20 protein-coding genes are annotated in these 22,488 nt (G+C 67.7%); 7 read left to right on the forward strand and 13 right to left on the reverse strand.

What is annotated here, in order from left to right; genetic code table 11:
• Positions 1-60 precede the first annotated feature (60 nt).
• From ACUCV0_RS21355 to ACUCV0_RS21365, 3 genes are all read left to right on the forward strand, one after another.
• Positions 61-1,533: an iron-containing redox enzyme family protein gene (locus tag ACUCV0_RS21355; RefSeq protein ID WP_482213612.1), complete on the forward strand. Its 1,473-nt coding sequence runs from the start codon at positions 61-63 to the stop codon at positions 1,531-1,533.
• Positions 1,534-1,602: 69 nt separating this feature from the next.
• Complete coding sequence (locus ACUCV0_RS21360) at positions 1,603-2,565, forward strand: methyltransferase (protein ID WP_482213647.1); 963 nt, start codon at positions 1,603-1,605, stop codon at positions 2,563-2,565.
• Positions 2,566-2,630: 65 nt separating this feature from the next.
• Positions 2,631-3,209 (forward strand): glutathione S-transferase family protein, encoded by a 579-nt coding sequence (locus ACUCV0_RS21365; protein ID WP_482213613.1) that lies wholly within the window; start codon positions 2,631-2,633, stop codon positions 3,207-3,209.
• 47 nt (positions 3,210-3,256) lie between these two features.
• Here the strand turns inward: ACUCV0_RS21365 and ACUCV0_RS21370 are convergent, their stop codons facing one another.
• The 5 genes from ACUCV0_RS21370 to ACUCV0_RS21390 are packed head-to-tail and all read right to left on the reverse strand — an operon-like array spanning position 3,257 to position 8,525.
• Complete coding sequence (locus tag ACUCV0_RS21370) at positions 3,257-4,321, reverse strand: zinc-binding dehydrogenase (RefSeq protein WP_313649080.1); 1,065 nt, start codon at positions 4,319-4,321, stop codon at positions 3,257-3,259.
• A gap of 12 nt (positions 4,322-4,333) precedes the next feature.
• Positions 4,334-5,455 (reverse strand): acetoin dehydrogenase dihydrolipoyllysine-residue acetyltransferase subunit, encoded by a 1,122-nt coding sequence (locus tag ACUCV0_RS21375; RefSeq protein WP_482213614.1) that lies wholly within the window; start codon positions 5,453-5,455, stop codon positions 4,334-4,336.
• On the reverse strand, positions 5,452-6,471 hold the full coding sequence (locus ACUCV0_RS21380; RefSeq protein ID WP_058791369.1) for an alpha-ketoacid dehydrogenase subunit beta: 1,020 nt from the start codon (positions 6,469-6,471) through the stop codon (positions 5,452-5,454). The genes ACUCV0_RS21375 and ACUCV0_RS21380 overlap by 4 nt, the downstream gene beginning before the upstream one ends.
• A 25-nt stretch (positions 6,472-6,496) precedes the next feature.
• Complete coding sequence (locus ACUCV0_RS21385) at positions 6,497-7,474, reverse strand: thiamine pyrophosphate-dependent dehydrogenase E1 component subunit alpha (RefSeq protein ID WP_059315076.1); 978 nt, start codon at positions 7,472-7,474, stop codon at positions 6,497-6,499.
• A gap of 1 nt (position 7,475) precedes the next feature.
• Positions 7,476-8,525 (reverse strand): ATP-NAD kinase family protein, encoded by a 1,050-nt coding sequence (locus ACUCV0_RS21390; protein ID WP_482213615.1) that lies wholly within the window; start codon positions 8,523-8,525, stop codon positions 7,476-7,478.
• Positions 8,526-8,890: 365 nt separating this feature from the next.
• Here ACUCV0_RS21390 and ACUCV0_RS21395 point away from each other — a divergent pair, with 365 nt between their 5' ends.
• Together ACUCV0_RS21395 and ACUCV0_RS21400 are read left to right on the forward strand one after the other, a co-directional pair.
• Positions 8,891-10,774 (forward strand): sigma-54-dependent Fis family transcriptional regulator, encoded by a 1,884-nt coding sequence (locus tag ACUCV0_RS21395; protein ID WP_482213616.1) that lies wholly within the window; start codon positions 8,891-8,893, stop codon positions 10,772-10,774.
• Positions 10,775-10,943: 169 nt separating this feature from the next.
• A complete protein-coding gene (locus ACUCV0_RS21400) occupies positions 10,944-11,915 on the forward strand; it encodes an SDR family NAD(P)-dependent oxidoreductase (RefSeq protein WP_482213617.1) in 972 nt (323 codons plus the stop codon).
• A gap of 720 nt (positions 11,916-12,635) precedes the next feature.
• On the opposite strand, the gene ACUCV0_RS21405 is transcribed toward ACUCV0_RS21400, so the two are convergent.
• From ACUCV0_RS21405 to ACUCV0_RS21415, 3 genes are read right to left on the reverse strand one after another with little or no spacing between them, the layout of a single operon-like run.
• Positions 12,636-12,950, reverse strand: coding sequence for an AtuA-related protein (locus ACUCV0_RS21405; RefSeq protein WP_313649091.1), 315 nt, complete (start codon positions 12,948-12,950; stop codon positions 12,636-12,638).
• Positions 12,947-14,299 carry an acyclic terpene utilization AtuA family protein gene (locus tag ACUCV0_RS21410; protein ID WP_482213618.1) on the reverse strand — a complete coding sequence of 451 codons (1,353 nt, stop codon included), beginning with the start codon at positions 14,297-14,299 and terminating at the stop codon, positions 12,947-12,949. The genes ACUCV0_RS21405 and ACUCV0_RS21410 overlap by 4 nt, the downstream gene beginning before the upstream one ends.
• Positions 14,300-15,610 carry a CitMHS family transporter gene (locus ACUCV0_RS21415; protein WP_059315068.1) on the reverse strand — a complete coding sequence of 437 codons (1,311 nt, stop codon included), beginning with the start codon at positions 15,608-15,610 and terminating at the stop codon, positions 14,300-14,302.
• A gap of 128 nt (positions 15,611-15,738) precedes the next feature.
• Here ACUCV0_RS21415 and ACUCV0_RS21420 point away from each other — a divergent pair, with 128 nt between their 5' ends.
• The gene (locus tag ACUCV0_RS21420; protein WP_482213619.1) at positions 15,739-16,620 is read left to right on the forward strand and encodes a LysR family transcriptional regulator; all 882 of its coding nucleotides are present in this window, start codon (positions 15,739-15,741) and stop codon (positions 16,618-16,620) included.
• 72 nt (positions 16,621-16,692) lie between these two features.
• Here ACUCV0_RS21420 and ACUCV0_RS21425 read toward each other — a convergent pair whose 3' ends face one another.
• The 3 genes from ACUCV0_RS21425 to ACUCV0_RS21435 form a co-directional block, all read right to left on the reverse strand.
• Positions 16,693-17,691 carry a M14 family metallopeptidase gene (locus ACUCV0_RS21425; protein WP_482213620.1) on the reverse strand — a complete coding sequence of 333 codons (999 nt, stop codon included), beginning with the start codon at positions 17,689-17,691 and terminating at the stop codon, positions 16,693-16,695.
• Positions 17,692-17,738: 47 nt separating this feature from the next.
• The gene (locus tag ACUCV0_RS21430) at positions 17,739-19,055 is read right to left on the reverse strand and encodes an MFS transporter (RefSeq protein ID WP_482213621.1); all 1,317 of its coding nucleotides are present in this window, start codon (positions 19,053-19,055) and stop codon (positions 17,739-17,741) included.
• A gap of 188 nt (positions 19,056-19,243) precedes the next feature.
• Positions 19,244-20,143: a LysR family transcriptional regulator gene (locus ACUCV0_RS21435; RefSeq protein WP_482213622.1), complete on the reverse strand. Its 900-nt coding sequence runs from the start codon at positions 20,141-20,143 to the stop codon at positions 19,244-19,246.
• A 132-nt stretch (positions 20,144-20,275) separates the two neighbouring features.
• On the opposite strand from ACUCV0_RS21435, the gene ACUCV0_RS21440 reads away from it, so the two are divergent.
• On the forward strand, positions 20,276-21,184 hold the full coding sequence (locus ACUCV0_RS21440; RefSeq protein WP_027599555.1) for a LysR family transcriptional regulator: 909 nt from the start codon (positions 20,276-20,278) through the stop codon (positions 21,182-21,184).
• On the opposite strand, the gene madM is transcribed toward ACUCV0_RS21440, so the two are convergent.
• On the reverse strand, positions 21,181-21,945 hold the full coding sequence (gene madM / locus ACUCV0_RS21445; protein ID WP_059315062.1) for a malonate transporter subunit MadM: 765 nt from the start codon (positions 21,943-21,945) through the stop codon (positions 21,181-21,183). The two genes, ACUCV0_RS21440 and madM, sit on opposite strands and share 4 nt — an antisense overlap.
• A gap of 1 nt (position 21,946) precedes the next feature.
• A complete protein-coding gene (gene madL, locus ACUCV0_RS21450; RefSeq protein ID WP_482213623.1) occupies positions 21,947-22,381 on the reverse strand; it encodes a malonate transporter subunit MadL in 435 nt (144 codons plus the stop codon).
• Positions 22,382-22,488 lie beyond the last annotated feature (107 nt).

Genomic DNA, 22,488 nt, shown 5'->3' on the forward strand with positions numbered 1-22,488 from the left:
GAACCAAGCTGGGGCCTGCAGGCCGAATAGGGTATTCATCAGCTGCCAGATGTGCCCTCTATGCAGACCACTACAAGAGCCGTAACCGGCCAGCGCCCTGGGTCGACTCCCGTCGCCCTGGAACCCGCCAAGTCGCTCTATCGCGAGCTGCTGGTGGAAAAACCCAGCGGTGGTGCGCGGGAGCGGGCGCGGCACTATCTCGATGACCAGCTGCAGGCCGTGAGTGCCATGAAGGCCGACCTCCCGGCGGATCCCGAGGCGCTGGAAGCCTGGGTGCTGGAGAACAACGCCCGGGTCGGCGCTCAGTACCAGGACTATCTGGCAGCCCGCAAGGCTGGCGCGCCGCGACGCTATTTTGGCAGCAAGGCCCATGCGCTGTACTTCCTGCGTGGCGTGGCGCCTACCAAGCTGGTCGATGGCGCCTGGCTCTATGGCACGCTCGCCCACTGGGACGACCTGCGCTATCGCGCGGCCATCCAGATCTATCTCGAAGAACTGGGTGACGGTCAGCCCGACAAGAATCATGTGGTGCTCTATCGCAAGCTGCTGGCCAGCCATGGCTGTGAAGATTTCTCGCAGCTGAGCGACGACCACTATGTCCAGGGCGCGATCCAGCTGGCCCTGGCCTACCACGCCGATCACTACCTGCCCGAGGTGCTCGGTTTCAATCTGGGTTACGAGCAGTTGCCCTTGCACCTACTGATCACCTCCTACGAGCTCAACGAACTGGGTATCGACCCCTATTACTTCACCCTTCACGTTACCGTCGACAATGCCGGCACCGGTCATGCGCGCAAGGCGCTACAGGCGGTGCACGATGCCATGCCTGCCGAAGGCCGCACCGCCTTCTACCAGCGCGTGGTGCAGGGCTATCTGCTCAACGAACTGGGCGCCGGCACTACGTCGGTGATCGGCAGCTTCGATCTGGAGCAGGCGGTGATCGAGGTGCTGGCGGAAAAGAGTACCGTTGGGCGCTATGTGCACTCGGACTATTGCCGCATCGGTGGCCGCAGTGTCAGCGACTGGTTAACCGATCCCTCGCAGATTCCCGATTTCCTTCAGGTCATGCAGGAGCAGGGCTGGATCAAGCGTCATGAAGATCCGGCCAACAGTCGTTTCTGGCGCCTGATCCAGGGGGAGCGCGCCGAGATGTTCGGCGTCTTCACTGCCTACGAGCAACAGCTGATCCACGACTGGATCGCTGGCGACTTCGTGCACAGCGGCGCCCGGAACCAGGCTGCCGCCGAGCGGGTGGCGGTACTGCCACGCCGGGAAGTGAGCTTTCGCGCTCGCCAGCGTCAGCAGGAGCGCCTGTGCCCGGCGCTGGAAGCCGAGCAGGGCACGGCGGCCAATGCGAGCAAGGCCCAGGCGAGCGACTTCGATAGCGATGAGGTCGCGCTGGAGCAGCGTCTGGCCAGCCAGCCCAGCCGCGCGGCCGCCATGGCCCTGCTGGTGGAGCAGCTGTCACCGGCACGCCATCACAGCCGCGCCGGCCTGTTGGCGACGCGACTGTTCGTCTCCCTGTTAGGCTGACCCTATTCAAGGACCCTCGCGGGTCCTTTTTCATTTCGACTGTCATTGAAGGAACCACCCGTGACGGCCATGGAACATCCCGAACGAACCGCGACCAGCCCTGACGCGGCCGCTGCCCTGAAACTGCTGATCGAGACGCTGCGTGCGGCGGACTACCACTTCATCACGCCCACCCCGGCCTCCCACGCGCGGGTCAATGCCCGGCCCGGCAACGCCTGGGCGCAGGATCTGCAGGGCATCTTCGGCTGGAGCCGGCCGTTTTCCCCCGAGCTGCTGCCCGGATCTCTCGTCGATACCCTGGCGGCGGCCGAGCTGCTGACCGCGGTGCCGGGCGGCTGGCGTAGTCGGGTGCGGGTATCGAGCCTGGGCGGCCAGCTGTTCGTGCATTCCGCCTATCCCACCGAAGAAGCCGATGCGGTGTTCTTCGGCCCTGACACCTATCGCTACGCCAATGCCTTGGAAGCCCAGCTGCGCTTCGACACCGCCGACATCCGCCGCGCCGTGGACATCGGCAGCGGTGCCGGTCCGGGTGCCATCCTGGTCGCCCTGGCGCGGCCCGATGCCGAGGTGCTGGCGGTGGATATCAACGAGCGCGCCCTGGCGCTGACCCGGACCAACGCCGAGCTGGCCGGGGCCGACAATGTCAGCGCGAGCTACAGCAATCTGCTGAACGATGTGGCCGGCGACTTCGATTTCATCCTGTCCAATCCGCCTTATCTGGTCGATCCCGGTGAGCGTGCCTATCGCCATGGCGGTGGTCCCCTCGGGGCTGGCCTGTCCCTGGCCATCCTCGACACGGCGCTGCAGCGCCTGGCACCGGGCGGCACCTTGCTGCTCTATACCGGTGTCGCCATGGTCGACGGTCGAGATCCCTTCCTCGAAGAAGTCCGCACCCGCCTGGACGGTCAGGACATGGCCTGGCGCTATCGCGAACTGGATCCGGATGTCTTCGGTGAAGAGCTGGAGGCGGGCGTCTACGCCCATACCGATCGCATCGCCGCCGTCGTCCTCACCGTGACCCGGCCGCGCTGAAGGCGCACGGGAGCGGCTATACGGGCGGGCCCCTTTCACCGCCCGCCCGTGTCAAGGAGTCCGCCATGCAGTTGCTGCTGAACCAGACCTCGCCCTATGCCCGCGCCGCGCGCGTCACCGCCCTCGAAGCCGGCTTTGGCGAGCGACTGGCACTGGTATGGAGTGACCCCTGGAACGAAGACGTGCAATTGTTGGCCGCAAACCCGGCCAACAAGGTGCCGGTGCTGATCACCGACGAGGGTATCGCCCTCAGCGAGACTCTGCTGATCTGCGTCCATTTGCACCAGCTGGGCGGCGGTGCCGCGCTTGCGGCCGAGCGGCTGCAACTGGCCGGCCTGGGCCAGGGCCTGATCGACGCGGCCTTCGGCACCGTCATCGCCCGCAAGCATGGCGGCGCGGGCCAGGATGGGTCCGTGCTCGGCGCACGGCGGCTGGCAGCCATCGAGCGCCTACTGGCGCGCCTGGAAGAACATCCGGAGCGTGACGCGGAAGACCTCGATTTCAGCCATTACCTCGTAGCCGTCGGGCTGGACTACCTGAGCTTTCGCCTGCCAGAGATCGACTGGTCGGGCCGCGCTCGGCTGGTGGCCTTTCATCGGCGGCTCATGGCGCGCCCCAGCTTCGCCGCGACGACCTTCCAGTAAGGCCGTAAAAGCCCACACGGCGGCCCCCGCCGACCGCGTGGTAAGCGCTAGAGCTCGATCAGGATCTTCAGCTGGGTGCCGGCCTTGTCCAGCAAAGCCTCGAACCCCTGTTCCACCACGTCGTCCAGGGCGATATGGCGGGTCACGACCTTCTCGGCCGGTAGCTGGCCGCTGGCGATCAGGGCTGCCACCTGGGGCCACATCAGCGTGGAGTAGCACCAGGAGCCGCGCAGGTCGACGTCCTTGTAGGTCAGGGTGAAGCCATCCAGCGCCGGTGGCTTGCCCTGCATCCCCACCTGGACCACTACGCCCTGGCGCCGCACGGCTTCCAGGCACAGTCCCAGTGGCGCCTCGGCACCCACGCATTCGAAGGCCACATCCACCCCCACGCCCCCCGCCGTCCGGGCGCGGATCTCGCGCAGCACATCGGTGCTACCGGGATTCAGGGTGATGAGCCCCTCCACCAGGCGGTGGGCCATCTCCAGCCGGTTGTCGTTGAGGTCCACCAGGAAGATCCGCGTGGCACCCGCCGCGCGGGCGGCCATGACCTGCAGCTGGCCAATGGGCCCGGCACCGGCCACCAGTACGCTGTCGCCAGGCTTCACGCCACCCCGGTGAGTGGCATAGACGGTCACCGCCGTGGGCTCGATCAGCGCCGCATGCTCGGTGCTGAGGTCGTCCGGCATGGGGATGGCGTTGTAGTCCTCCACCAGGGAGTACTCGGCCATGCCGCCCCAGGGATGGGACAGGCCGATGATGGCCAGCTGTTCGCTGAGCTGGTACTGGCCGCGGCGGCCGTAGTAATCGTCGCGTGGCGACACCATGGGCTGGATGGAGACCCGGTCACCGGGTTTCACCGACGTCACCTGGCTGCCCACGGCCTCCACCACGCCGGAATACTCGTGGCCAAGGATCTGCGGCACCTTGCCACCGGTGTAGCTGTGCGGCGCGGTAGGAATGAAGATGGGACCGCCAAGGTATTCGTGCAGATCGGTGCCGCAGATCCCGCAGTACTGGTTTTTCACCAGTACCTGGGTGGGGCCCGGCGCGTCGGGGGCCGGGACGTCTTCCACCCGGATATCGCGGGCGGCATGGAAACGGGCTGCTTTCATCATGAGGCTCCTCTAGCGTTCGCAGCGGGGCAGGAAGGCCTGGATCAGGGCATTGACCCGGTCCGCGGCCTCCATCTGCACCATATGGCCCTGGCCCTCCAGGATCTCGACCTGAACGGTTTCCGGCAGGCCTTGGGCATGCTGGACCGGAATGATGGCGTCGGCCTTGCCCCAGATCACCAGGGCGGGCAGATCCCCTTCGAGTACCTGGCGCAGCACCTGGGCCTGCTGGCCATTGGGGAAGAGCGTGCCGGCCAGTCGATTCAGGGCCTGGTCCACGCCTTCCAGGCGCTTGTACTTGAGCAGGTCCTCCAGCAGTGGCCGGGTCACCAGGCCAGGATCGCTGAACAGCAGGCTGACCGGTCCCTTGAGCTGGTTGCGACTGGTGGCGGCGACGAAGCCTTCCAGGTAGGCGCCATTGATGTCCTGGCCCAGCCCGGCGCTGCCGATCAGGACCAGGCCGGCAACCCGTTGTGGCGCGGTCTGCGCCAGCTGCAGGGCCACGGCGCCGCCCATGGAGTGGCCGACGAGCACGGCGCGGGGGATGTCCAGATGGTCGAGCAGGGCCAGCACCGCAGCGCCTAGCTCGGCAAGGTCCCCGCTGGCCAGGCCCTTGCCGGACTGACCATGGCCCGGCAGGTCTAGGGCGATCACCCGGCGTTCGGCGGCCAGCGCCTCGTGGTTGAACAGCCAGTTGTCCAGATCGCCGGAGAAGCCGTGGATCAGCACCAGCGGCAGGCCGCCTTCGCCGCGTTCCAGATAGCGCAGCGGCCGGCCGTCGAGCTCGATGCGCTGCGCCTGAGGACCGGCGTCGGCGGCGTCTTCGCCACCGGGTACGAAGTCTTCCTGGAAGCGCGCGATCACCGCCTCGATCTCGGCGTCGCTGGCTTCGCCTTCCACCACGATGGCCAGCAGGGCGCCTACCGCCAGGGTCTCGTCCTCCCGCGCCAGGCAGCGGCGCAGGGTGCCGGAGAAGGGCGCCTCCACGCTGCTGCTGATCTTGTCGGTCTCGACGTCGAGCACCTCGTCGCCCTTGGTGATGCTGTCGCCTTCGGCCTTGAGCCAGGCGTTGACCCGGCCTTCGCTCATGGACAGGCCCCATTTGGGCATGGTCAGGGTATGGATCTGGCTCATGCGGCCTGCCTCCCTTGGGTGATCTTCAGCACGGCGCGCTCGATCTTGGCCGCGTCGGGGATGTAGAGGTCTTCCAGGGCATCGGAAAAGGGCACCGGGGTGTGCGGCGCCGTCACCAGCTGCACCGGGGCGCGCAGATCGTCGAAGGCCTGCTCGGCAAGCAGGGCGGCGATGTCGGTGGCCACCGAGCAGCGCGGATTGGCTTCGTCGATGACCACCGCGCGGCCGGTCTTCTCGACGCTTTCCAGGATGCTGTCGCGATCCAGCGGGCTGGTGGTGCGCAGGTCCAGCACCTCGCAGGAAACACCCTGGCGCGCCAGGTTGGCAGCGGCCTCCATGGCCAGGTGCACCATGCGGCCATAGGTGATGAGGCTGACGTCGTCGCCCTCACGCAGGAAGCTGGCCTCGCCGAAGGGGATGGCGTAGGACTCCTCGGGCACCTCGCCCTGCATGCCGTAGAGCAGCTTGTGCTCGCAGAAGATCACCGGGTCGTTGTCGCGGATGGCCTGGATCAGCAGGCCCTTGGCATCGTAGGGGGTGGCCGGGCAGACCACCTTGAGGCCGGGGATATGGGTCCACCAGGAGGTCAGCATCTGCGAATGCTGGGCCGCGGCGCGGAGGCCCGCGCCGACCATGGTACGCAGGACCAGCGGGGTGACGGCCTTGCCGCCGAACATGTAGCGGAATTTGGCGGCCTGGTTGAGGATCTGGTCCAGGCAGCAGCCGGCGAAGTCGACGAACATCAGTTCGCACACCGGCCGGGTGCCGCGGGCAGCGGCGCCTACCGCCGCGCCGACGTAGCCGATCTCCGACAGCGGGGTGTCCAGCACCCGTCCGGGAAACTTGTGGTAGAGGCCCTTGGTGACCCCGAGTACGCCGCCCCAGGCATCCTGCTCGCCAGGCGCTCCGGCGCCCCCGGCGTTGTCTTCGCCCATGAGGAAGACGGTGGGATCGCGGCGCATCTCCTGTTCCAGGGCTTCGTTGATGGCTTGCTGGTAGCTGATCTTTCTGGCCATGGTGGCGCTCCTTGTTGTTTTCCGATCAGGCGTAGGTGACGTAGACGTCGGTGAGCAGGTCTTCCGGGCCGGGCTTGGGATCGGCCTTGGCCTTGCGCACGGCGTCTTCGATGAGCTGTTCCACCTCCTGGTCGATGCTGTCGAGCAGGGCGGGCTGGAGCTGGCCGGAGCGCGTCACCCGCTCGCGGAACTGCATCAGGCAGTCGCGCTGCTCCCGGGCCTGCTTGACCTCGTCCGGATCGCGATAGGTCTGGGCGTCGCCCTCGAAGTGGCCGAAGTAGCGGGTGAACTTCACCTCGATCAGCGAGGGGCCTTCGCCGGCCCGGGCACGGGCCACGGCAGCCGCGGCGGCCTCATGGACGGCAAAGAAGTCGAAGCCGTCCACCGTCACGCCGGGCATGCCGAAGCCGGCGGCGCGGTCGGCGATGTGGTCGCAGGCCACCGACCAGTTGGCGGCGGTGGCCTCGGCGTAGCCATTGTTCTCGGCGACGAAGATGCACGGCAGGTTCCACACCGAGGCCAGGTTCATCGCCTCGAACACCGCGCCCTCGTTGGAGCCGCCGTCGCCGAAGAAGGCCACGGCCACGGCGTCGCTGCCCTTGAGCTTGGCCGCCAGGGCAGCGCCGGCGGCCAGGGGCGCGCCAGCCCCGACGATGCCGTTGGCGCCGAGCATGCCCTTTTCCAGGTCGGCGATATGCATTGAGCCGCCCTTGCCCTGGCAGACCCCGGTCTTCTTGCCGTAGATCTCGGCCATCATGCCGTAGACGTCCACGCCCTTGGCGATGCAGTGGCCGTGGCCACGGTGGGTGGAGGCGATGCTGTCCTCATGGCCCAGGTGGGCCATGACACCGGCGGCCGAGGCCTCCTCGCCGGCATAGAGGTGGACGAAACCGGGAATTTCGCCGGTGGCGAATTCCACGTGCAGCCGCTCCTCGAAGGCGCGGATGGTGCGCATCACCCGGTAGGCATGGCTCAGGTTTTCGACGCTGGGGTTCTCGCTCATCTTATTGTTCTCCAGGATTGCCGAGGGGCGACGCGGGCAGGCGGCGGACCAGCAGGCGCTGCTGCGCCGCCAGCTCCAATACCCGCTCCACGTCAATGCTCAGGGGGCCGTCGAGGTCCAGCGTCACCTGCGGACGCTCCTCGGGGCCGAATTCGATTTCCCGCTCGCCGTCCAGCGCCAAGGTGCCGGTAGCGAGGGACAGCGCCCGGGGTTCGCCGGGCAGGAGCAAGCCACTGGCGGCGATGCCGGCCTGGGCCAGCACGCCAGGGGCGAGGGGAACGGTCAGTTGCGCCGGAGCCTCGGGCTCCAGCCGCACCCAGCCGCCATGGGGGGCGCTGCGCGCGACCGGATGCCAGAGGCCGCACAAGGCCGACAGGCCAATGGCCCAGGGCTCGGCGAAGGTGGTGAAAACCTCCGCGAGATCCTCCACCTGGGTCACCGCGCGGGCACCGATATAGGCCTGGCGACAGACCGCCACGTCCACCAGCGCCCAGTCGCGAAGGCCGCGCTCGGGCACTTCCACCCGCAGCCGCTTGTTGCGTCGCAGCGCGAGTGCCGGGTCGACCCGGCCGGCCGCGACCAGGCCGCCGGCCAGCCCCGCGCTGGTGGCCTCACGCAATTCCGGAAAGGCGTTGTTGGTGCCGGTAGAGAGGGTCAGCAGCGGCAGGTCGCCTACCTCGGCGGCGACCGCCTTGTGGGTGCCGTCGCCGCCGAGCACGGCGATCACCCGAGCGCCCTGGGCCAGTAAGGCCCTGGCGGCACGGCGGGTGTCATCCACCGTTTGCGTGAGCGGCAGATCGAGAAACACCAGCTCCGGCCAGTGCTGCTCGCGGGCCTGACGGCTGCCGCTGGCCTTGAGCACGGCGGCGGCGATGCCGGTCATGTCCGGCGGCAGCAGCACCCGCTCCACGCCGGTGGCGCCAAAGGCGGCCAGCAGGCGCATCACCACCCCGGCCTTGTCGGTGCTGGAGGTCAGGGCGGCATTACCGGTCAGCCGCCGCAGGTCACGGCCCGAGGCCGGGTTGGGCAGGATGCCAACGGTTATGGGCATGACGGGCTCCGGAGTGCCAGGTCGCCCGTCATGGGAGCCGCTCTGCTATACCGCGATGCGCTCATGGGTCTGGCCCTCTTGTCGTTGTCATGGGAGCGTCGCAGAGCCCAGAGCAAGGCCGGTGCCAGGTTGGCGTCGATCCCTCACGGGTCAGGCCTGGCGCGGGCTGCAGGCACCTGGAGCGGTCTGGTCGGGAGCGGCTGGACGAGCCCGCTCGTCTCAGAGCGATGGCGGAACAGCGAGACGCTGAGACGATTCGTCTCACGGAGCGGCGGACTTGAAGCCAGCGCCCGGGGAGCGCTAAATGAAGGGCAGAACAATGACCGGCCTTCCATGCCATGACCGGAATTCAGGGAGAGACGCCCATGTTGTCTACCCAGGCCCGCTATCACGCCCGCGCCATCGACCAGGCCCTGCGCGCCCCGCTGCGCGCGGCCAGTCCGCCCGGGCGCATCCTCGATTCCTGGCGGCGCTCCTTCGAGCAGTATCAGCTCGACCCGGGCAGCCTGCGGGGCCCGCGCATCCTCTCGCGCTACGAATTGCGCCAGCACCAGCAGGCCGCCGAAGACTTCCTGCGCGTGGCCGACGGCGAACTCGCGGCCCTGCATGGGCGGGTCGAGGCCGCCGACTATTGCGTGCTGCTGGCCGATGCCCAGGGCCATACCCTGGACTACCGGGTCAGCGATCGGCTCGATGAGGAATGCCGCCGCGCCGGACTCTACCTGGGGACCTGCTGGTCCGAGCAGGAGGAGGGCACCTGCGGCGTGGCCGCGGTGCTGACCGACCGGGCGCCAGTAACGGTGCACAAGGCCGATCACTTCCGCGTGGCCTTCACCGGCCTGACCTGTACCGCCGCGCCGGTGTTCGCCCCGGGTGGCGAGTTGCTCGGGGTGCTGGACGTGTCGGCGCCACGCTCGCCGGACGATCGCCGCAGCCAGTTGCTGATCCAGCAATTCACCCGTGACAGCGCCCAGCGCATCGAGAATGCCTACTTCATGCACAGTGCCCGGGGGGACTGGGTGCTCTGCGGCCATGCCCAGGCCAGCTACCTGGACACCCAGCCGGAATTTCTGCTCGCCTGGGATGCCAGCGGTCGCCTGACCGGTCTGAATCGTCCGGCCCGACAGCTCTGCCTGAGCCAGCTGGGCTATCTGCCGCAGCGCCTCGACGAGTTGTTCGGTCGCGACGCCTCGGCGCGGCTACAGGAGGACTATGGCGAACCCCTGCGCCTGGGCGAAGCGCACTTCCATGCCCGGGTACGGGCGCCACGCCAGCGCGCGGGCGTGGTCATTCCCCTGGTTCGCGCCCAGGTCGAGGCTGAGCCGGAACAGGAACCACGGATCAGCCAGGCACTGCAGACTGGCCAGCGCCTCTATCGCCACGGCCTGCCAATCCTGGTCACGGGTGAGACGGGTACTGGCAAGGAGGTCTTTGCCCGCGCCTTGCACGAGGGCGGTGATCGCGCAGGACGGCCCTTCGTCGCCCTCAACTGCGCGGCGCTGCCGGAGAGCCTGATCGAGAGCGAGCTGTTCGGCCACGCGGCCGGTGCCTTTACCGGGGCCCAGCGCCAGGGCCGCGACGGCCTGATCGTGGCGGCCGATGGCGGCACGCTGTTTCTCGACGAGATCGGCGACATGCCCTTCGTCCTGCAGACTCGCCTGCTGCGCGTGCTGGCCGAGGGCGAGGTGCTGCCGGTGGGCAGCGCCCAGCCACGGCGGGTGGACGTCCGTCTGGTCTGCGCCACCCATCGGGATCTCGGCGAACGGGTCGCGGCCGGCCTGTTTCGCGAAGACTTGCTCTATCGCTTAAACGGCGCCGTCTTCCAGCTGCCACCGCTGCGTGAACGCGCCGACCGTTTGGCCCTGGCGCAGCGCCTGTTGGCGGAGGAGCGCGGTAGCGGTGCCATCCCGGAAATGGCACCGCAGGTGCAAGAGGCCATCCTCGCTCACGACTGGCCGGGCAACGTGCGCGAGTTGCGCAATGTGCTGCGTTACGCCTGTGCGCTCTGCGACGGCGCCCTCATCACCCTCGATCACCTGCCGGCCAGCCTGGGGCCAGACGTGCCGCTGTCCACGGAGCCACAGCCACAGGTCGATAGCCCTGAACGGCGATTGATCCTCTCCGTGCTGGTGCGCCACCGTTGGAAGGCCGTTCCTGCTGCCCGAGCGCTGGGTATGTCCCGGGCCACTCTCTATCGGCGGATCAAGCTGCATGGCATCGTCATGCCGCATCGCCAGCCAGAAGACTGAAGTCTTCCGCCGAACGGTCATGGAGCAAGGCGGCTGCCCTGGCGCGGCGATCTCCCCGATCAAGCGAAGCGGTTGCCGTCGTCGCGCCAGGCCCCGGTCGTCCCAAGCGGGACGTTACCGCGGTCGCCTGCGGGTCACACCTCAGACACAGACCCGAGGAAGACCCCTGATGCGTACCCTGCCACTGTTACTTGCCCTGCCTGCCGCCCTGGCCCTGCTGAACCGCACCTCGTCCCGGCGCTCAGAGCGGCCTGATCGCCAGCAGCTGCTCGGCCGGACCATCGTCGTCACCGGCGCTTCCAGTGGCGTCGGTCGCGGTGTGGCCCTGGCGCTGGCCCAGCGTGGTGCCAATCTGGTGCTGGCCGCACGGCGGACCGAAGCACTCGAAGCCCTGGCGGTGGAGGTGCAGGCGCTAGGCATCGCTGCCCTGGTGGTGCCGACCGACGTCGCCGACGTGGCGCAGGTGAATGCCCTGGCCGAGCAGGCTGAGCAGCGCTTCGGTCGTATCGACGGCTGGATCAACAATGCCGGCGTCGTCGCGGTGGGTCGCTTCGAAGAGATCCCGCTGGACGACCACCTGCGTCTGTTGGATACCAATGTCAAAGGCGTGGTCATCGGTACCCACCTGGCCATGCAGCGCTTCCGCCGCCAGGGTTATGGCCGGCTGGTCAACGTGGCGTCGGTCGACGGCGAGATCCCCCATGCCTACCAGGCCTCCTATTCGGCGTCCAAGGCCGCGGTGCTCAGCCTCGGCCGTGTGCTCCAGCAGGAACTGCGGCGTGGTCGGCAGCCCAACATTCAGCTGTCGACGGTGCTGCCTTGGGCGCTGGATACCCCGATCTGGGGCCATGCGGCCACCTATACCGGCCACCGCCCCGATCTGCCGACCAAGGACGCACCGGACAAGGCGGTCCAGGCCATTGTCAGGGCGTTGCTGCAACCGCAAAAGGAAATCACTGTGGGTTACAAGGCGAAGATGGCCTACTGGGGCCATCGCCTGGCGCCGGAACTCAACGAACGCTTCACGGCCGATGCGGTGCAGCGCGCCGAGATCGACTGGAACTCGGTCAAGGCCGATACCTCGGGCAACCTGCAGCAGCCCGATCAGGCCGGGCAGGGCATCCGGGGTTCGAATTTCTGAGCGAGGAAAGAATCGGCAGACGTCTGGTTGGGGCTGGTGCTTCCAGATGTCTCCACGGGGTCAATGCCAGGTCGTACCCCTCTGCGGGTCGCTGGCCCCTGGCCCCACGACAAGCACAGAACCCAGCAGCCCGGCGTGCTGGTGCAGGGCGCCTCTGAGTCTTGCCACCAGTGCGTGCTGAGTGCACAGCAAGGCGGTGGGGGCGACCTCTTTAAGCAAGGTTGTCAGCTTCGGCCAGACTGGCTCGCTTACCTCATCGAGTTCCAGACGGGGCAAGAGCGGCAGGCCGGCTGCCAGCATGATCTGGCAGTGTCCCTGCAGCTCGGCGTCAGTTAGTGCCATGGCTCGCTCCGCCGTTGAAACCAGTAGGATTCGCTCATGACCGAGTGCGACCAGGCATCGCGTGGCATCGGCGATGCGCTGGATCCGTGCCTGCGGCGCCAGGCAGCGTTCAGCCGCAGTAATTAGGCAGGGACGTCGAGTGATACCGGGCGAACTGAGCGAGTGAGGAGCGCGGCGGTTATCCATCAGGCGGCCTCGGCCACGGGTGCGATCAGGGACCCCAGCTTGCTGGGGACTGATGGCAGCTTCGTGACAGGACGAGCTTCGATCCTTCAGCACAAGGTGGCCCAGGTGTCACTCGATACGGAAGCACCGCTGTTGACGACCCAGCCGGGCGGCGAGGTTGGCGCTCCAGGCTGGGTATCGCGCCGCGGCTGATCAGTCGTCCAGTTCCAGGTCCAGCAGGGCTGCGCCCAGGCCCTTGCCATGGGCGTCCAGCGCCAGGGAGCGGGTGACGCCGCCGCGCAAGGCGCCTGGCAGCACGAAGTTCAGCGCGCCCAGGGCGGGTAGCTCGTAGCGGCGAACGGGCGCGGCATCGGTCGGGCGACTGTCGGCGAACCAGGCCGCGACCCTTTCGGCGGTAAGGGCCTGGCGCAGGCGGTCGAAATCTTCCCGACGATAGGCGATCACCGCCATGTTCGAGGTGTCCCCCTTGTCGCCGGTACGGACGTGGGCAATCTCGCGTACTTTCATGGCAGCGTCTCCAGATCCAGGGTAGGGGTGACGGCGGTTCGTGGCCAGAGCAGCGAAGCCACGGCGATGACCTCGCGCACCGCCTTGGTCGCACCGCCGCCCCCCGCTGGGCCATTGGTATAGAGGGTTTCCACCTCGTTGCCGATCTGCACTGCCGCCGCGCGGGTGGCGCAGCGGCCAACTATTCGCAGCCGTACCTCCCAGGGTTCGCCGGTCGCCCGGGCAGCGAGCGTTTCACCATGGAGAGCGTCGCAGCCGATCAGCTCACAGCGCAGCTCTTCGACCGGTACGCCGCAGAGTTGCAAACGCTCGCGTACCACGGCAGCGGCCAGTCGGGCGCGGGCGACGGCGCCGGGACCCGCGTAGGAGAGCTGACCCTCACCGTGCCAGCCATCACGATAGCCCACCGACACCTTGAGCTGGTCCGGCCGCGCGGTGCCACGAGCGCCGCTCACGGATACCCGGTCCGGGCCCGCTTGCTGTAGCGCGACACCAGAAAAATCGGCGGTCACGTCGGGGGTCAGGTAGGCGGCTGGATCATGCACTTCGTAAAGCAACTGCTCGGTGCAGGTCGCGGGGGTCACGCAGCCGCCGGAACCGGCCACCTTGGTAATGGTGGCGTGGCCATCAGCGTCTACTTCCGCCAGGGGAAACCCAAGGCGGGCGAGGTCCGGGACGTCCTTGTAGCCCGGGTCGGCGAAGTAGCCGCCAGTGACCTGACCGGCGCATTCCAGCAGGTGACCGACCAGGGTGCCACGTCCGCGGCGCTCCCAGTCATCCGCGGCCCAGCCAAACTCGTGCACCAGGGGGGCGAGAAACAGCGAGGGATCGGCTACCCGGCCGGTGACGATGATATCGGCATCCGCTTCCAGGGCCTGGACGATGCCGTCCACCCCCAGGTAGGCGTTGGCCGAGATCACCCGGTCGCCCAGTTCGGCCAGGGTCTGGCCATTGTCCAGCAGGGCGTCGGCCGGCAGCTGGGCCAGCACATCGTCGCCGGCTACCGCGGCGATCTTCAGCCCTGTGACGCCCAGCTCCCGGGCCAGGGCGGCGACCTTGCGCGCCGCGGCGGTCGGGTTGGCGGCGCCCATGTTGGTGATCACCCGCAGGCGCGGACGGTCCGCCTGGCGCAGCAGTGGCAGGATGCGCCGCATCCGCGCCTCCAGCAGCGGATCGAAGCCGGCCTCGGGATCGGCGAGTCGCGCCTGTTGCGCCAGGGCGATGGTGCGTTCGGCCAGGCATTCGAACACCAGGTAGTCGAGGCGGCCATGCTCGGCCAGCTCCACGGCGGGCTCGATGCGATCACCGGAATAGCCGGCGCCGCAGCCGATGCGAAGAAGACGGGTCATCTAGAAGACTCCCAGGAGCAGGGCGGTCAGGGTCATCAGGACGGAGGCCGCGAACAGAAAGGGGATGGTGAAGCGCTGGTGATCGGCGAGGTCCAGCTTGCACAGGCCCACCAGCAGGAAGGTCGCCGGGGTCAGGGGGCTGACCGGGAAGCCGGTGGTGTGCACCCCGAGCAGCGAGGCCTGGGCCACCTGCACCGGGTCGACACCCAGGTTGCGGCCGACCTCGGCAATCACCGGCATGACGCCGAAGTAGAAGGAGTCCGGATCGAACAGCAGGCTCAGCGGCATGGACAGGAAGCCCACCACCGCCGGGATCAGTTGGCCATGCCCGGCTGGGATGCCGGCCACCGCCACCTGCGCCATGGCTTTGAGCATGCCGCTGCCCTGCATGATGCCGGTGAAGACGCCGGCGGCGAAGAGGATGCTGGCCATGGTCAGGGCGGTCTTGGCGTGGGCGTCGATCCGCGCCTTCTGAGCGTCCACCGAAGGGTAGTTCAGGCACAGCGCGGCCACGGTGCCGAGCATGAACATCACCACCGGATCGACCCAGCCGGCGATCATCACACCCATCACCACCAGGGTCAGCAGCAGATTGATCCAGAAACGCCCAGGGCGGCGCAGGGCGCGCTCGGCGTCGCTGAGTACCCGCTCCGGCGCAGCGCCCGCGCCACCAGCGTCCAGCCAGGGCGCCTGGCCGGCCAGGGTCAGGCGCTTCTCCTCGCGGCGCCCGAGCCACCAGGCACTGGCGAAGACGAAAGCCAGGCCCACCAGCTGCACGGGGATCAGCGGCTGGAAGAGATCGGCCACCGGCACGTGCAGGGCGGCGGACGAGCGCAGCACCGGCCCGGTCCAGGGCAGGAAATTGACCCCGGCGGCCATGGCCGCGACGCAGGCCAGGATGCGGCGATCCAGGCCAAGGCGGGTATAGAGCGGCAGCATGGCGGGGATGGTCACCAAGAAAGTCACCGCGCCAGAGCCGTCCAAGTGCACCAGCAGGGCGAGCAGGGCGCTGCCGCAAACGATGCGCGTCGGCCGGGTGCCAACGGTGCGCAGGATGCGGTCGATGATGGGATCGAGCATCCCGGCGTCGGTCATGATGCCGAAGAACAGGATGGCGAAGACGAACATGCCGATCACCGGGGCGACGCCCTTGATCCCGGCGATGATGAAGGCGCTGGTCCCCAGGCCGAAGCCACCGATCAGGGCGGCGGCGATGGGGATGACGATGAGGGCGACCAGGGGTGAAACGCGTTTGCTCATGACCGCGACGAGCAACGCAAGAATGGTGACGACACCGAGCAGGGCAAGCATGGCGGACTCCTTGGACCGTGGCGCGGCGAGCGGGCGCACGGGAGGTTTTGTTGTTGTGCCCGCAGTATTCGAAGACGGCCGACGTCCTGTAAATTGGAATCTTCCGAAGCAGCGTTCAGAAAAACAAAATGAAGAATCTGCTCCAGCACGTGCAGGCCTTTCTCGCCGTGGCCCGCCATGGCTCCTTCGCCCGCGCCGCGGAGGAGTTGCACCTGTCACCGCCCGCGCTCACCGTGCAGATCCAGCAACTCGAAGCCTGGCTTGAGGTGCAGCTGCTCGAACGCACATCACGGCGGGTCCATCTGACCACCGCGGGTGAAGAACTGCGCGGCCCCCTGGAACGGGTCATAGTGGACCTGGGCGATGTCCAGACCCATGCCCGGGACCTGGCTGGCCTGCGCCGCGGGCGGGTCACCCTCGCCGCCTTGCCGTCGTTTTTCATGGGGCCCTTTCCGGAACTGCTGAGGGTCTTTCAGGCGCGCCATCCGGCCATCGAAATCCGCTTGCAGGACGTGGTGGCCGGACGGGTCGAGGCCCTGGTGCACGAAGGTCATGTCGATCTCGGCATTGGCGTCCGCCCGCGCGCCGTGGGGCTCGATTTTCAGCCGCTGTACGTCGATCACCTGCAGCTGTTCGTACCCCGCGACCATCCCTGGGCGGAGCGGACGGAAATCACCCTGGCCGAACTCGACGCCGTACCCTTGCTGCTGACCGGGCGTGACAGCAGCGTGCGCGAGTGCCTGGACTTCGCCTTCGCCGCCGCCGGCCTGCGCCTGGTGGCGGCGCTGGAGGCGAACTACATGAGCACTCTGCTGGCCCTGGTGGCCGCCGGGCAGGGCGTGGCCCTGCTGCCGGAATCGGCGGGCGGTGAGGCGCCGGTAGCGGCGCTGCCGGTGCGCGGCGAAAGCCTGGCCCGCCCGCTGGGCATCCTGACCCCCGCCGGCCGCAGCCTCACCCCGGCGGCCCAGGCGTTCGTTGCGCTGCTCAGGGAACGGCTGCAGGTGCCTTAGTGGTCGAAGGATCACCCTCGTTCCTGCTAAGACAGTGTGACAAGCGGCACCTGCAGCGCCTCACTCCCCGGCTCAGCGCGGCACTTCGTCCTCGCCCAGCTCCCGCGCCAGGCGCACGACAGTGACACCGCTACCCAGGTGGCGGATCGAGGGCTGGATCAGCACACAGTTGGCGTAGGGCGTACGGATCTCGCGCTCGCCGTCGGTGGCGATGAGGGTGCCCGCTTCGGCGATGGTCTCCAGGCCCTTGAAGTCCTGGGTGAAGCGAAAGTCCAGGGTGTCCGCGACGATGGCATCGGTCACCCGCAGGAAGCGCTGGCGCACCGGCTTGGCCACCTGTAACAGGTCGGCCACCGCAGCTTCATCCACCACCTCGGCCAATAGGAGGAAGCGCGCGACGCAATCGAGGGCGATCTGGCGGCTCACGGCCAGCACGTGCTGGCCGGTTTCGATCAGCAGGGCGTTCTTGGGGCTATCGCCTTCGCCAAAGCCGCCGAAGTCGCGCAGGCGCCGACCGTTCTGATGCCCGGCGTCGGCGATGACAAATTCCGGCGTACCCAGCTGGGCGGCCAGACGCAGCCCTTTTTCCAGGGGACCGGTCATCATCAGCGGCGCGGAATGCTCGTGCATGGAATGGATATCCAGCAGCCAGTCGATCTCGTCGATCAGCGGGCGCAGTTGCTGGGCACGCGCCAAATCTGCCGTGGTGGCCGGACCCTGGAGTCGCTGTGGCAGCCAGACGCGATTCATGTCCTCCTCCAGGTAGCGGGTGGCGTCGATGTCGTCCGGGTCGAAGGCGTGATAGGCGGCCACGTTGCCAAAGGCCAGGGTCAGCTTGCCGCGGCGCGGACGGATACCCCGGCTCAGCAATTCGTCGACGGCGATGGCGCCGCTGACCTCGTTACCGTGGGTCAGGGCCATGATGGCCACGTGAGGACCTTCGACGCCGCTGTCGAAGGTGTGGACATAGTCGATGCCGGTGTTGCCGGTCTTCCAGCGGTCGACATCCGGAAACGCGACTTCGATGGGGTAGCGGGGCAGACCGGCACGGATCTGGGCGAGAGTGGTCATGGCAGGCTCCTAGGGTGGGCAGGCCGGGGCCGGGCCCCGGCGATGGATCAGGACGGGACGTGGCGCCGGGCGCGGGTCAGCGCCAGGATCGAGACCAGGCTCAGGGCGGCGGTGGCCATCACGTAATAGCTGGGGGCCAGGTTGTCGCCGCTGCTGTTGATCATCCAGGTCACCACCAACGGGGCGAAGCCGCCAAAGGCCGTGACCGAGAAGTTGTAGCTCAGCGACAGGCCCGAGCCGCGGGTACGGGTGGGAAAGGCATCGGCCAGCATCGCCGGGATTGGCCCGAGGGATGCGGCGATCAAGACGCCCACCAGCGCCTGCACCAGCAGCAGGGTGGTGATGGAGGGCAGGGCGTTGAGGAGCAGGAACAGCGGATAGGACGACAGGCCGACCAGGGTCATGGCGATGCCCAGCACCCGCAGGCGGCCGAAGCGATCGGACAGGATGCCGAATACCGGGGACATCAGCATGATGGCAAGGCCAGTAATGAAGGCGCCCAGAAAGGAGGAGGTGGCGGCGATGTGCAGTTGCTTCATGGCGTAGGTGGGCATGTACAGCTTGTGCACGTAGTTGAAGGCGGTGGCGCCGGACACCACGCCGATGCACAGCAGCAGCACGCGCCAGTCGGCCTTCAGCAGATCCCGCACCGGGGTTGGCTCCGGGCCTTCGCGGCGGGCCAGCGCCTTGAATTCAGGGGTTTCATCCATCTGCCGGCGGATATACAGGCCGATAGGACCGATCAGCAGACCGATGCCGAAGGCCAGGCGCCAGCCCCAGTCGTCCAGCTGCGCCGGGCTGAGCACATAGCTCAGGACCGCCGCCACGCCAGCGGCGAAGACCGTGGCCAGGCCCTGGGTGGACAGCTGCCAGCTGGCGAAGAAGCCGCGCCGACCCTCGGTGGCGTTCTCGGCCATGAAGGCGGTGCAGGCGCCGAACTCGCCGCCGCTGGAAAAGCCCTGCAGCATCCGCGCGATGATCACGATCAGCGGCGCCAGCAGGCCGATCTGGCCGTAGGTGGGCACGCAGGTCATCAGCAGGGTGCCGATCATCATCAGGGCGATGGACAGCGTCAGCGAGGCCTTGCGACCGCGGCGGTCGGTATAGGAGCCCAGCACCACGGCACCCAGAGGCCGCATGATGAAGGAGATGGCGAAGGTGGCCACGCTCAGCAGCAGGGAGGTGGTTTCATTTTCCGCCGGAAAGAACTGCCGGCTGATGATGACGGCGAAGTAGCCGTAGATCAGCAGGTCGTAGAATTCCAGCGCGTTGCCGATGCCGGCCGCGCAGATTTCCTTCCAGGAGCCGCGCCGGGCTGGTGCGCCAGCCTCGGCGCTGGCAAGGGTCGATATGGAGTGCGACATGGCCTGGTTCCCCTTGGCGGAGCGCGGCCGAGGGTGGCGGCGCCTTCACGAGTGAGGTTCAACCTTGGGTCATGGTTGGGCAGTGGCTCAATTGCCGTTTCGGCACAACTGAGGGCCAAGTGGGCACAGGGGCTCAAGAGCCTACGTGCTGGCCGAGTGCCTGGAGCCGATTATTTCGCCGTGCACCGTTATGAGGCAGTTTCCGCCAGCGTCTGCCAGATGCGTTCGAGGCGTTCATCGTGGCGACCGCGCAGCCGGTGCAGGCAGATGTCGAAGGTGGCGACCAGACTGGCCGATCCCGCTAGCACCAGACTGCCCTGGGCCAGGGACTCGCGTACCACCATGCGGGGCAGCCAGGCCAGGCCGTGGCCGCGCCGCGCCATCTGGTGGATGGCGGGGTAGGAGTCGGCCTGGTAGATCATGCGCATGGCCAGCTTGCCTGGCAGGCGGGCGAGATGCCGGGCCAGGACGCCACGCAGGGCCAGCGACGGTGCGAAGGCCAGCCAAGGTACGGCGGGAGCGCCATCGTCCAGGCGGTGGCGGGGTTGCCCGTCGGCATCCGGCGCGCTGACGGGCAGCAGCTCGTCCTGGCTGATGACCAGGGAGTCGAAGCGCGCCGGATCGAGCAGTCGTTCGGTCAGCGGACTGCTGAAGATCAGCATCAGATCGGCATCGCCCGCGGCCAGTCGGCTGATGGCTTCCTGGGCACCGCTGGTAATGAGCGAGACGGGAAATTCTCCGAAGCGCGCACTGAGGCTGTCGTACCACTCCGGAAAAAAGTCGCTGGCCAGCGTACGGCCCGTAGCGATACGGATCGGCTGTTCGCGCTGCAGGGCGGCGCCCTGGAACAGCGAGCGGCATTCGCTCAGCCGATCGACCACCTCGCGCGCCGTTTCCAGCAGCAGCAGGCCCTCGGGCGTCAGGCTGATGGGCTGCTGACGACGGATCAGCGAAGCGCCGCACCAGTCTTCCAGGGCTCGGATACGTCGGCCGAAAGCCGGGTGGGTTACGAAGCGGTTTTCCGCCGCACGCGAGAAGCTACGGGTGCGCGCCAGTTCGATGAAGTCTTCCAGCCATTCCAGTTGCATAGATCCCAGACCTGTTTCGAGGCCAGGGCAGGGTACGGTGTGCCGACGTTCACGACCAGTCCGCCACGGGCCTCGACGCCGCCTGGCCTTACGGGCAAGGTGAGCAGCTATCTTCCTCGCTCGCTGGCCGCCATGTCCGATACCGACGAACTTACCCTGCGCAAGCTGGAGATCTTTCTGGCCTTCATGCGCAGTCGCAACCTGGCACGCGCCGCCGCTGAACTGGGCACCAGCCATGTCAGCGTGCATCGGGCCATCCACTCGCTGGAAAACGCCCTGCGCTGCCCGCTGTTCAAGCACGAGGGGCGCACCCTGACGCCGCTGGACGGCGCCTTCGTGCTGGAGGCCCGTGCCGAACGGTTGATGCAGGACCTGGCCGAGACGGTACGGCTCACGCGCCAGGCGGCGGGCTTCTCGGCTGATCGTTTTCGTCTGGGGGCGCTCTATTCGCTGACGGTCAAGACCGTGCCCCAGCTGATCATGGGGCTCAAGCTCAGGCGCAGCGAACTCAACATCGATCTGGTGCTGGGCTCCAACGCCGATCTCGCCGAGCAACTGCACGACTTCAAGCTGGACGCCATGCTGGTGGCCCTGGACGACGCCGTGGTGGATGCCGACTGCGAAAGCGTGGAGCTGTTCAGTGACGACATCTTTCTCGCCGCGCCCAGTGATTCGCCCTTCGCCGACCAGGCCGAGGTCGACCTGCGTGACCTCGCCGGCGTGCCCTTCGTGACCCTGACCCAGGGCTTCGCCACCTTTCGCGACGGGCGCCAGGTGTTCGCCCAGGCCGGCTTCGAGCCGGAGGTGATCATGCAGGTCAACGACATCTTCTCGCTGATGAGCATGGTCAGCTCCGGGGTGGGCTACGCGCTGCTGCCCGGGCGGGTCGAGGCGGTCTACCAGAACCGCCTCAAGCTGTTGCCCCTGGCGCCGCGCTATCGCCTCCAGCAGCGCATTGGTGCGGTGTTCCTGCGTAGCCGCGAGCGCGACCCCAATCTGCTCGCGTTCGTCGCTGAATGCCGGATGTATGCGCGTAATTAACCGACCAATGCCCGCACGCAGAAAAACAGCAGCGACGGCCCCAGCAGGCAGCCCAGACCGGTGTGGAAGGTGGCGGTGAGGGCACCATAGGGCACCAGCCGGCGATCGGTGGCGGCGAGGCCGGCGGTAACGCCGCTGACGGTGCCTGCCAGGCCGCCGAAGACCATTGCCGAGCGCGGATTGTCCAGCGCCAGCAGCCGCGCCGAGGCGGGCGTCGCCACCATGACGATGATTGCCTTGATCAGGCCGGTAGCGATGGACAGCGCCATGACGTCGGAACTGGCGCCCAGGGCGGCGCCAGTCACCGGGCCGACGATGTAGGTCACCGCACCGGCGCCGATGGTGGTCATGCTCACGGCGTCGCGATAGCCGAAGGCCCAGGCCACGGCGGCGCCGACGATAAAGGGGAGCACCGTACCCAGTAGCAGGGCCACGGCGCCGATCATCCCCGCCTTGCGTGCCTCGGTGGCCTGCACCTCGAAGGCGGTGGCGACGATGGCGAAGTCACGCAGCATGGCGCCCCCCATCAGGCCGATGCCGGAGAACAGGGCCAGGTCAGCCAGGCCTTTCTGGCCACCGGTGACGGTGCCCCCGACCCAGGCCAGCACCAGGCCGATGACGATGGCGATGGCCGAGCCGTGCACCCGGCCAAAGGTCAGCCGGCGGGAGAGGACCACCGAGATCCACATGATCAGGCCGATCAGCGCGAAGGCAGCGACCAGGCCATTGTGTTGCAGCGCTTTGGTGACGATGTCGTTCATCCTAGCGACCTCCGGCCGGCGCGGCATGGGCGACCGCTGGCGCGGGTACCACGGCTGCGTCCGGCAACGGGGGTAACGGTTCGCCGCGATGGCTGCGGCTGATCAGGGCGATGGTCACCCCGCAGATACCCACGGCGCCAACGGCCGCCAGCACTGCCACGGGTCCGCCATGCAGGGCGGTGACCACGTTCTGCTGGGCGGCCATGGCCACCACCACCGGGATGTACAGCGCGCCCCAGAAGCCGACGCCGAATTCGCATTCCTTGCTCATGCCACCGTGCCGCTCCATATAGAGTCGGGCGCAGATCAGCAGGAGCATGGCGATGCCCACCCCGCCGACATTGGACTTGACCCCGAGCAAGACGCCCAGGAAGTCGTCGATGATGACGCCTGCAAGCATGCAGACGGCCAGGAGAGCTACACCGTAGATGATCATTGTTGTTGTCCTCGGTTGTGCTTGGGGTGGGGTGAAGCCTGGCCACTGTCCTCGCTTTTACCTCCTCTCCCTCAGGAAAGGGCTGGGGTGAGGGCAGCCGCCGTATG

The sequence above is a fragment of the Pseudomonas sp. VMV1 genome (genome assembly GCF_056790235.1).

What these genes read in the sequence shown, in the direction of transcription:
- ACUCV0_RS21355 (WP_482213612.1), top strand. Translation starts at nt 61, where the DNA reads ATGCAGACCACTACAAGAGCCGTAACCGGCCAGCGCCCTGGGTCGACT.
- ACUCV0_RS21360 (WP_482213647.1), top strand. Translation starts at nt 1,603, where the DNA reads ATGGAACATCCCGAACGAACCGCGACCAGCCCTGACGCGGCCGCTGCC.
- ACUCV0_RS21365 (WP_482213613.1), top strand. Translation starts at nt 2,631, where the DNA reads ATGCAGTTGCTGCTGAACCAGACCTCGCCCTATGCCCGCGCCGCGCGC.
- ACUCV0_RS21370 (WP_313649080.1), bottom strand. Translation starts at nt 4,321, where the DNA reads ATGAAAGCAGCCCGTTTCCATGCCGCCCGCGATATCCGGGTGGAAGAC.
- ACUCV0_RS21375 (WP_482213614.1), bottom strand. Translation starts at nt 5,455, where the DNA reads ATGAGCCAGATCCATACCCTGACCATGCCCAAATGGGGCCTGTCCATG.
- ACUCV0_RS21380 (WP_058791369.1), bottom strand. Translation starts at nt 6,471, where the DNA reads ATGGCCAGAAAGATCAGCTACCAGCAAGCCATCAACGAAGCCCTGGAA.
- ACUCV0_RS21385 (WP_059315076.1), bottom strand. Translation starts at nt 7,474, where the DNA reads ATGAGCGAGAACCCCAGCGTCGAAAACCTGAGCCATGCCTACCGGGTG.
- ACUCV0_RS21390 (WP_482213615.1), bottom strand. Translation starts at nt 8,525, where the DNA reads ATGCCCATAACCGTTGGCATCCTGCCCAACCCGGCCTCGGGCCGTGAC.
- ACUCV0_RS21395 (WP_482213616.1), top strand. Translation starts at nt 8,891, where the DNA reads ATGTTGTCTACCCAGGCCCGCTATCACGCCCGCGCCATCGACCAGGCC.
- ACUCV0_RS21400 (WP_482213617.1), top strand. Translation starts at nt 10,944, where the DNA reads ATGCGTACCCTGCCACTGTTACTTGCCCTGCCTGCCGCCCTGGCCCTG.
- ACUCV0_RS21405 (WP_313649091.1), bottom strand. Translation starts at nt 12,950, where the DNA reads ATGAAAGTACGCGAGATTGCCCACGTCCGTACCGGCGACAAGGGGGAC.
- ACUCV0_RS21410 (WP_482213618.1), bottom strand. Translation starts at nt 14,299, where the DNA reads ATGACCCGTCTTCTTCGCATCGGCTGCGGCGCCGGCTATTCCGGTGAT.
- ACUCV0_RS21415 (WP_059315068.1), bottom strand. Translation starts at nt 15,610, where the DNA reads ATGCTTGCCCTGCTCGGTGTCGTCACCATTCTTGCGTTGCTCGTCGCG.
- ACUCV0_RS21420 (WP_482213619.1), top strand. Translation starts at nt 15,739, where the DNA reads ATGAAGAATCTGCTCCAGCACGTGCAGGCCTTTCTCGCCGTGGCCCGC.
- ACUCV0_RS21425 (WP_482213620.1), bottom strand. Translation starts at nt 17,691, where the DNA reads ATGACCACTCTCGCCCAGATCCGTGCCGGTCTGCCCCGCTACCCCATC.
- ACUCV0_RS21430 (WP_482213621.1), bottom strand. Translation starts at nt 19,055, where the DNA reads ATGTCGCACTCCATATCGACCCTTGCCAGCGCCGAGGCTGGCGCACCA.
- ACUCV0_RS21435 (WP_482213622.1), bottom strand. Translation starts at nt 20,143, where the DNA reads ATGCAACTGGAATGGCTGGAAGACTTCATCGAACTGGCGCGCACCCGT.
- ACUCV0_RS21440 (WP_027599555.1), top strand. Translation starts at nt 20,276, where the DNA reads ATGTCCGATACCGACGAACTTACCCTGCGCAAGCTGGAGATCTTTCTG.
- madM (WP_059315062.1), bottom strand. Translation starts at nt 21,945, where the DNA reads ATGAACGACATCGTCACCAAAGCGCTGCAACACAATGGCCTGGTCGCT.
- madL (WP_482213623.1), bottom strand. Translation starts at nt 22,381, where the DNA reads ATGATCATCTACGGTGTAGCTCTCCTGGCCGTCTGCATGCTTGCAGGC.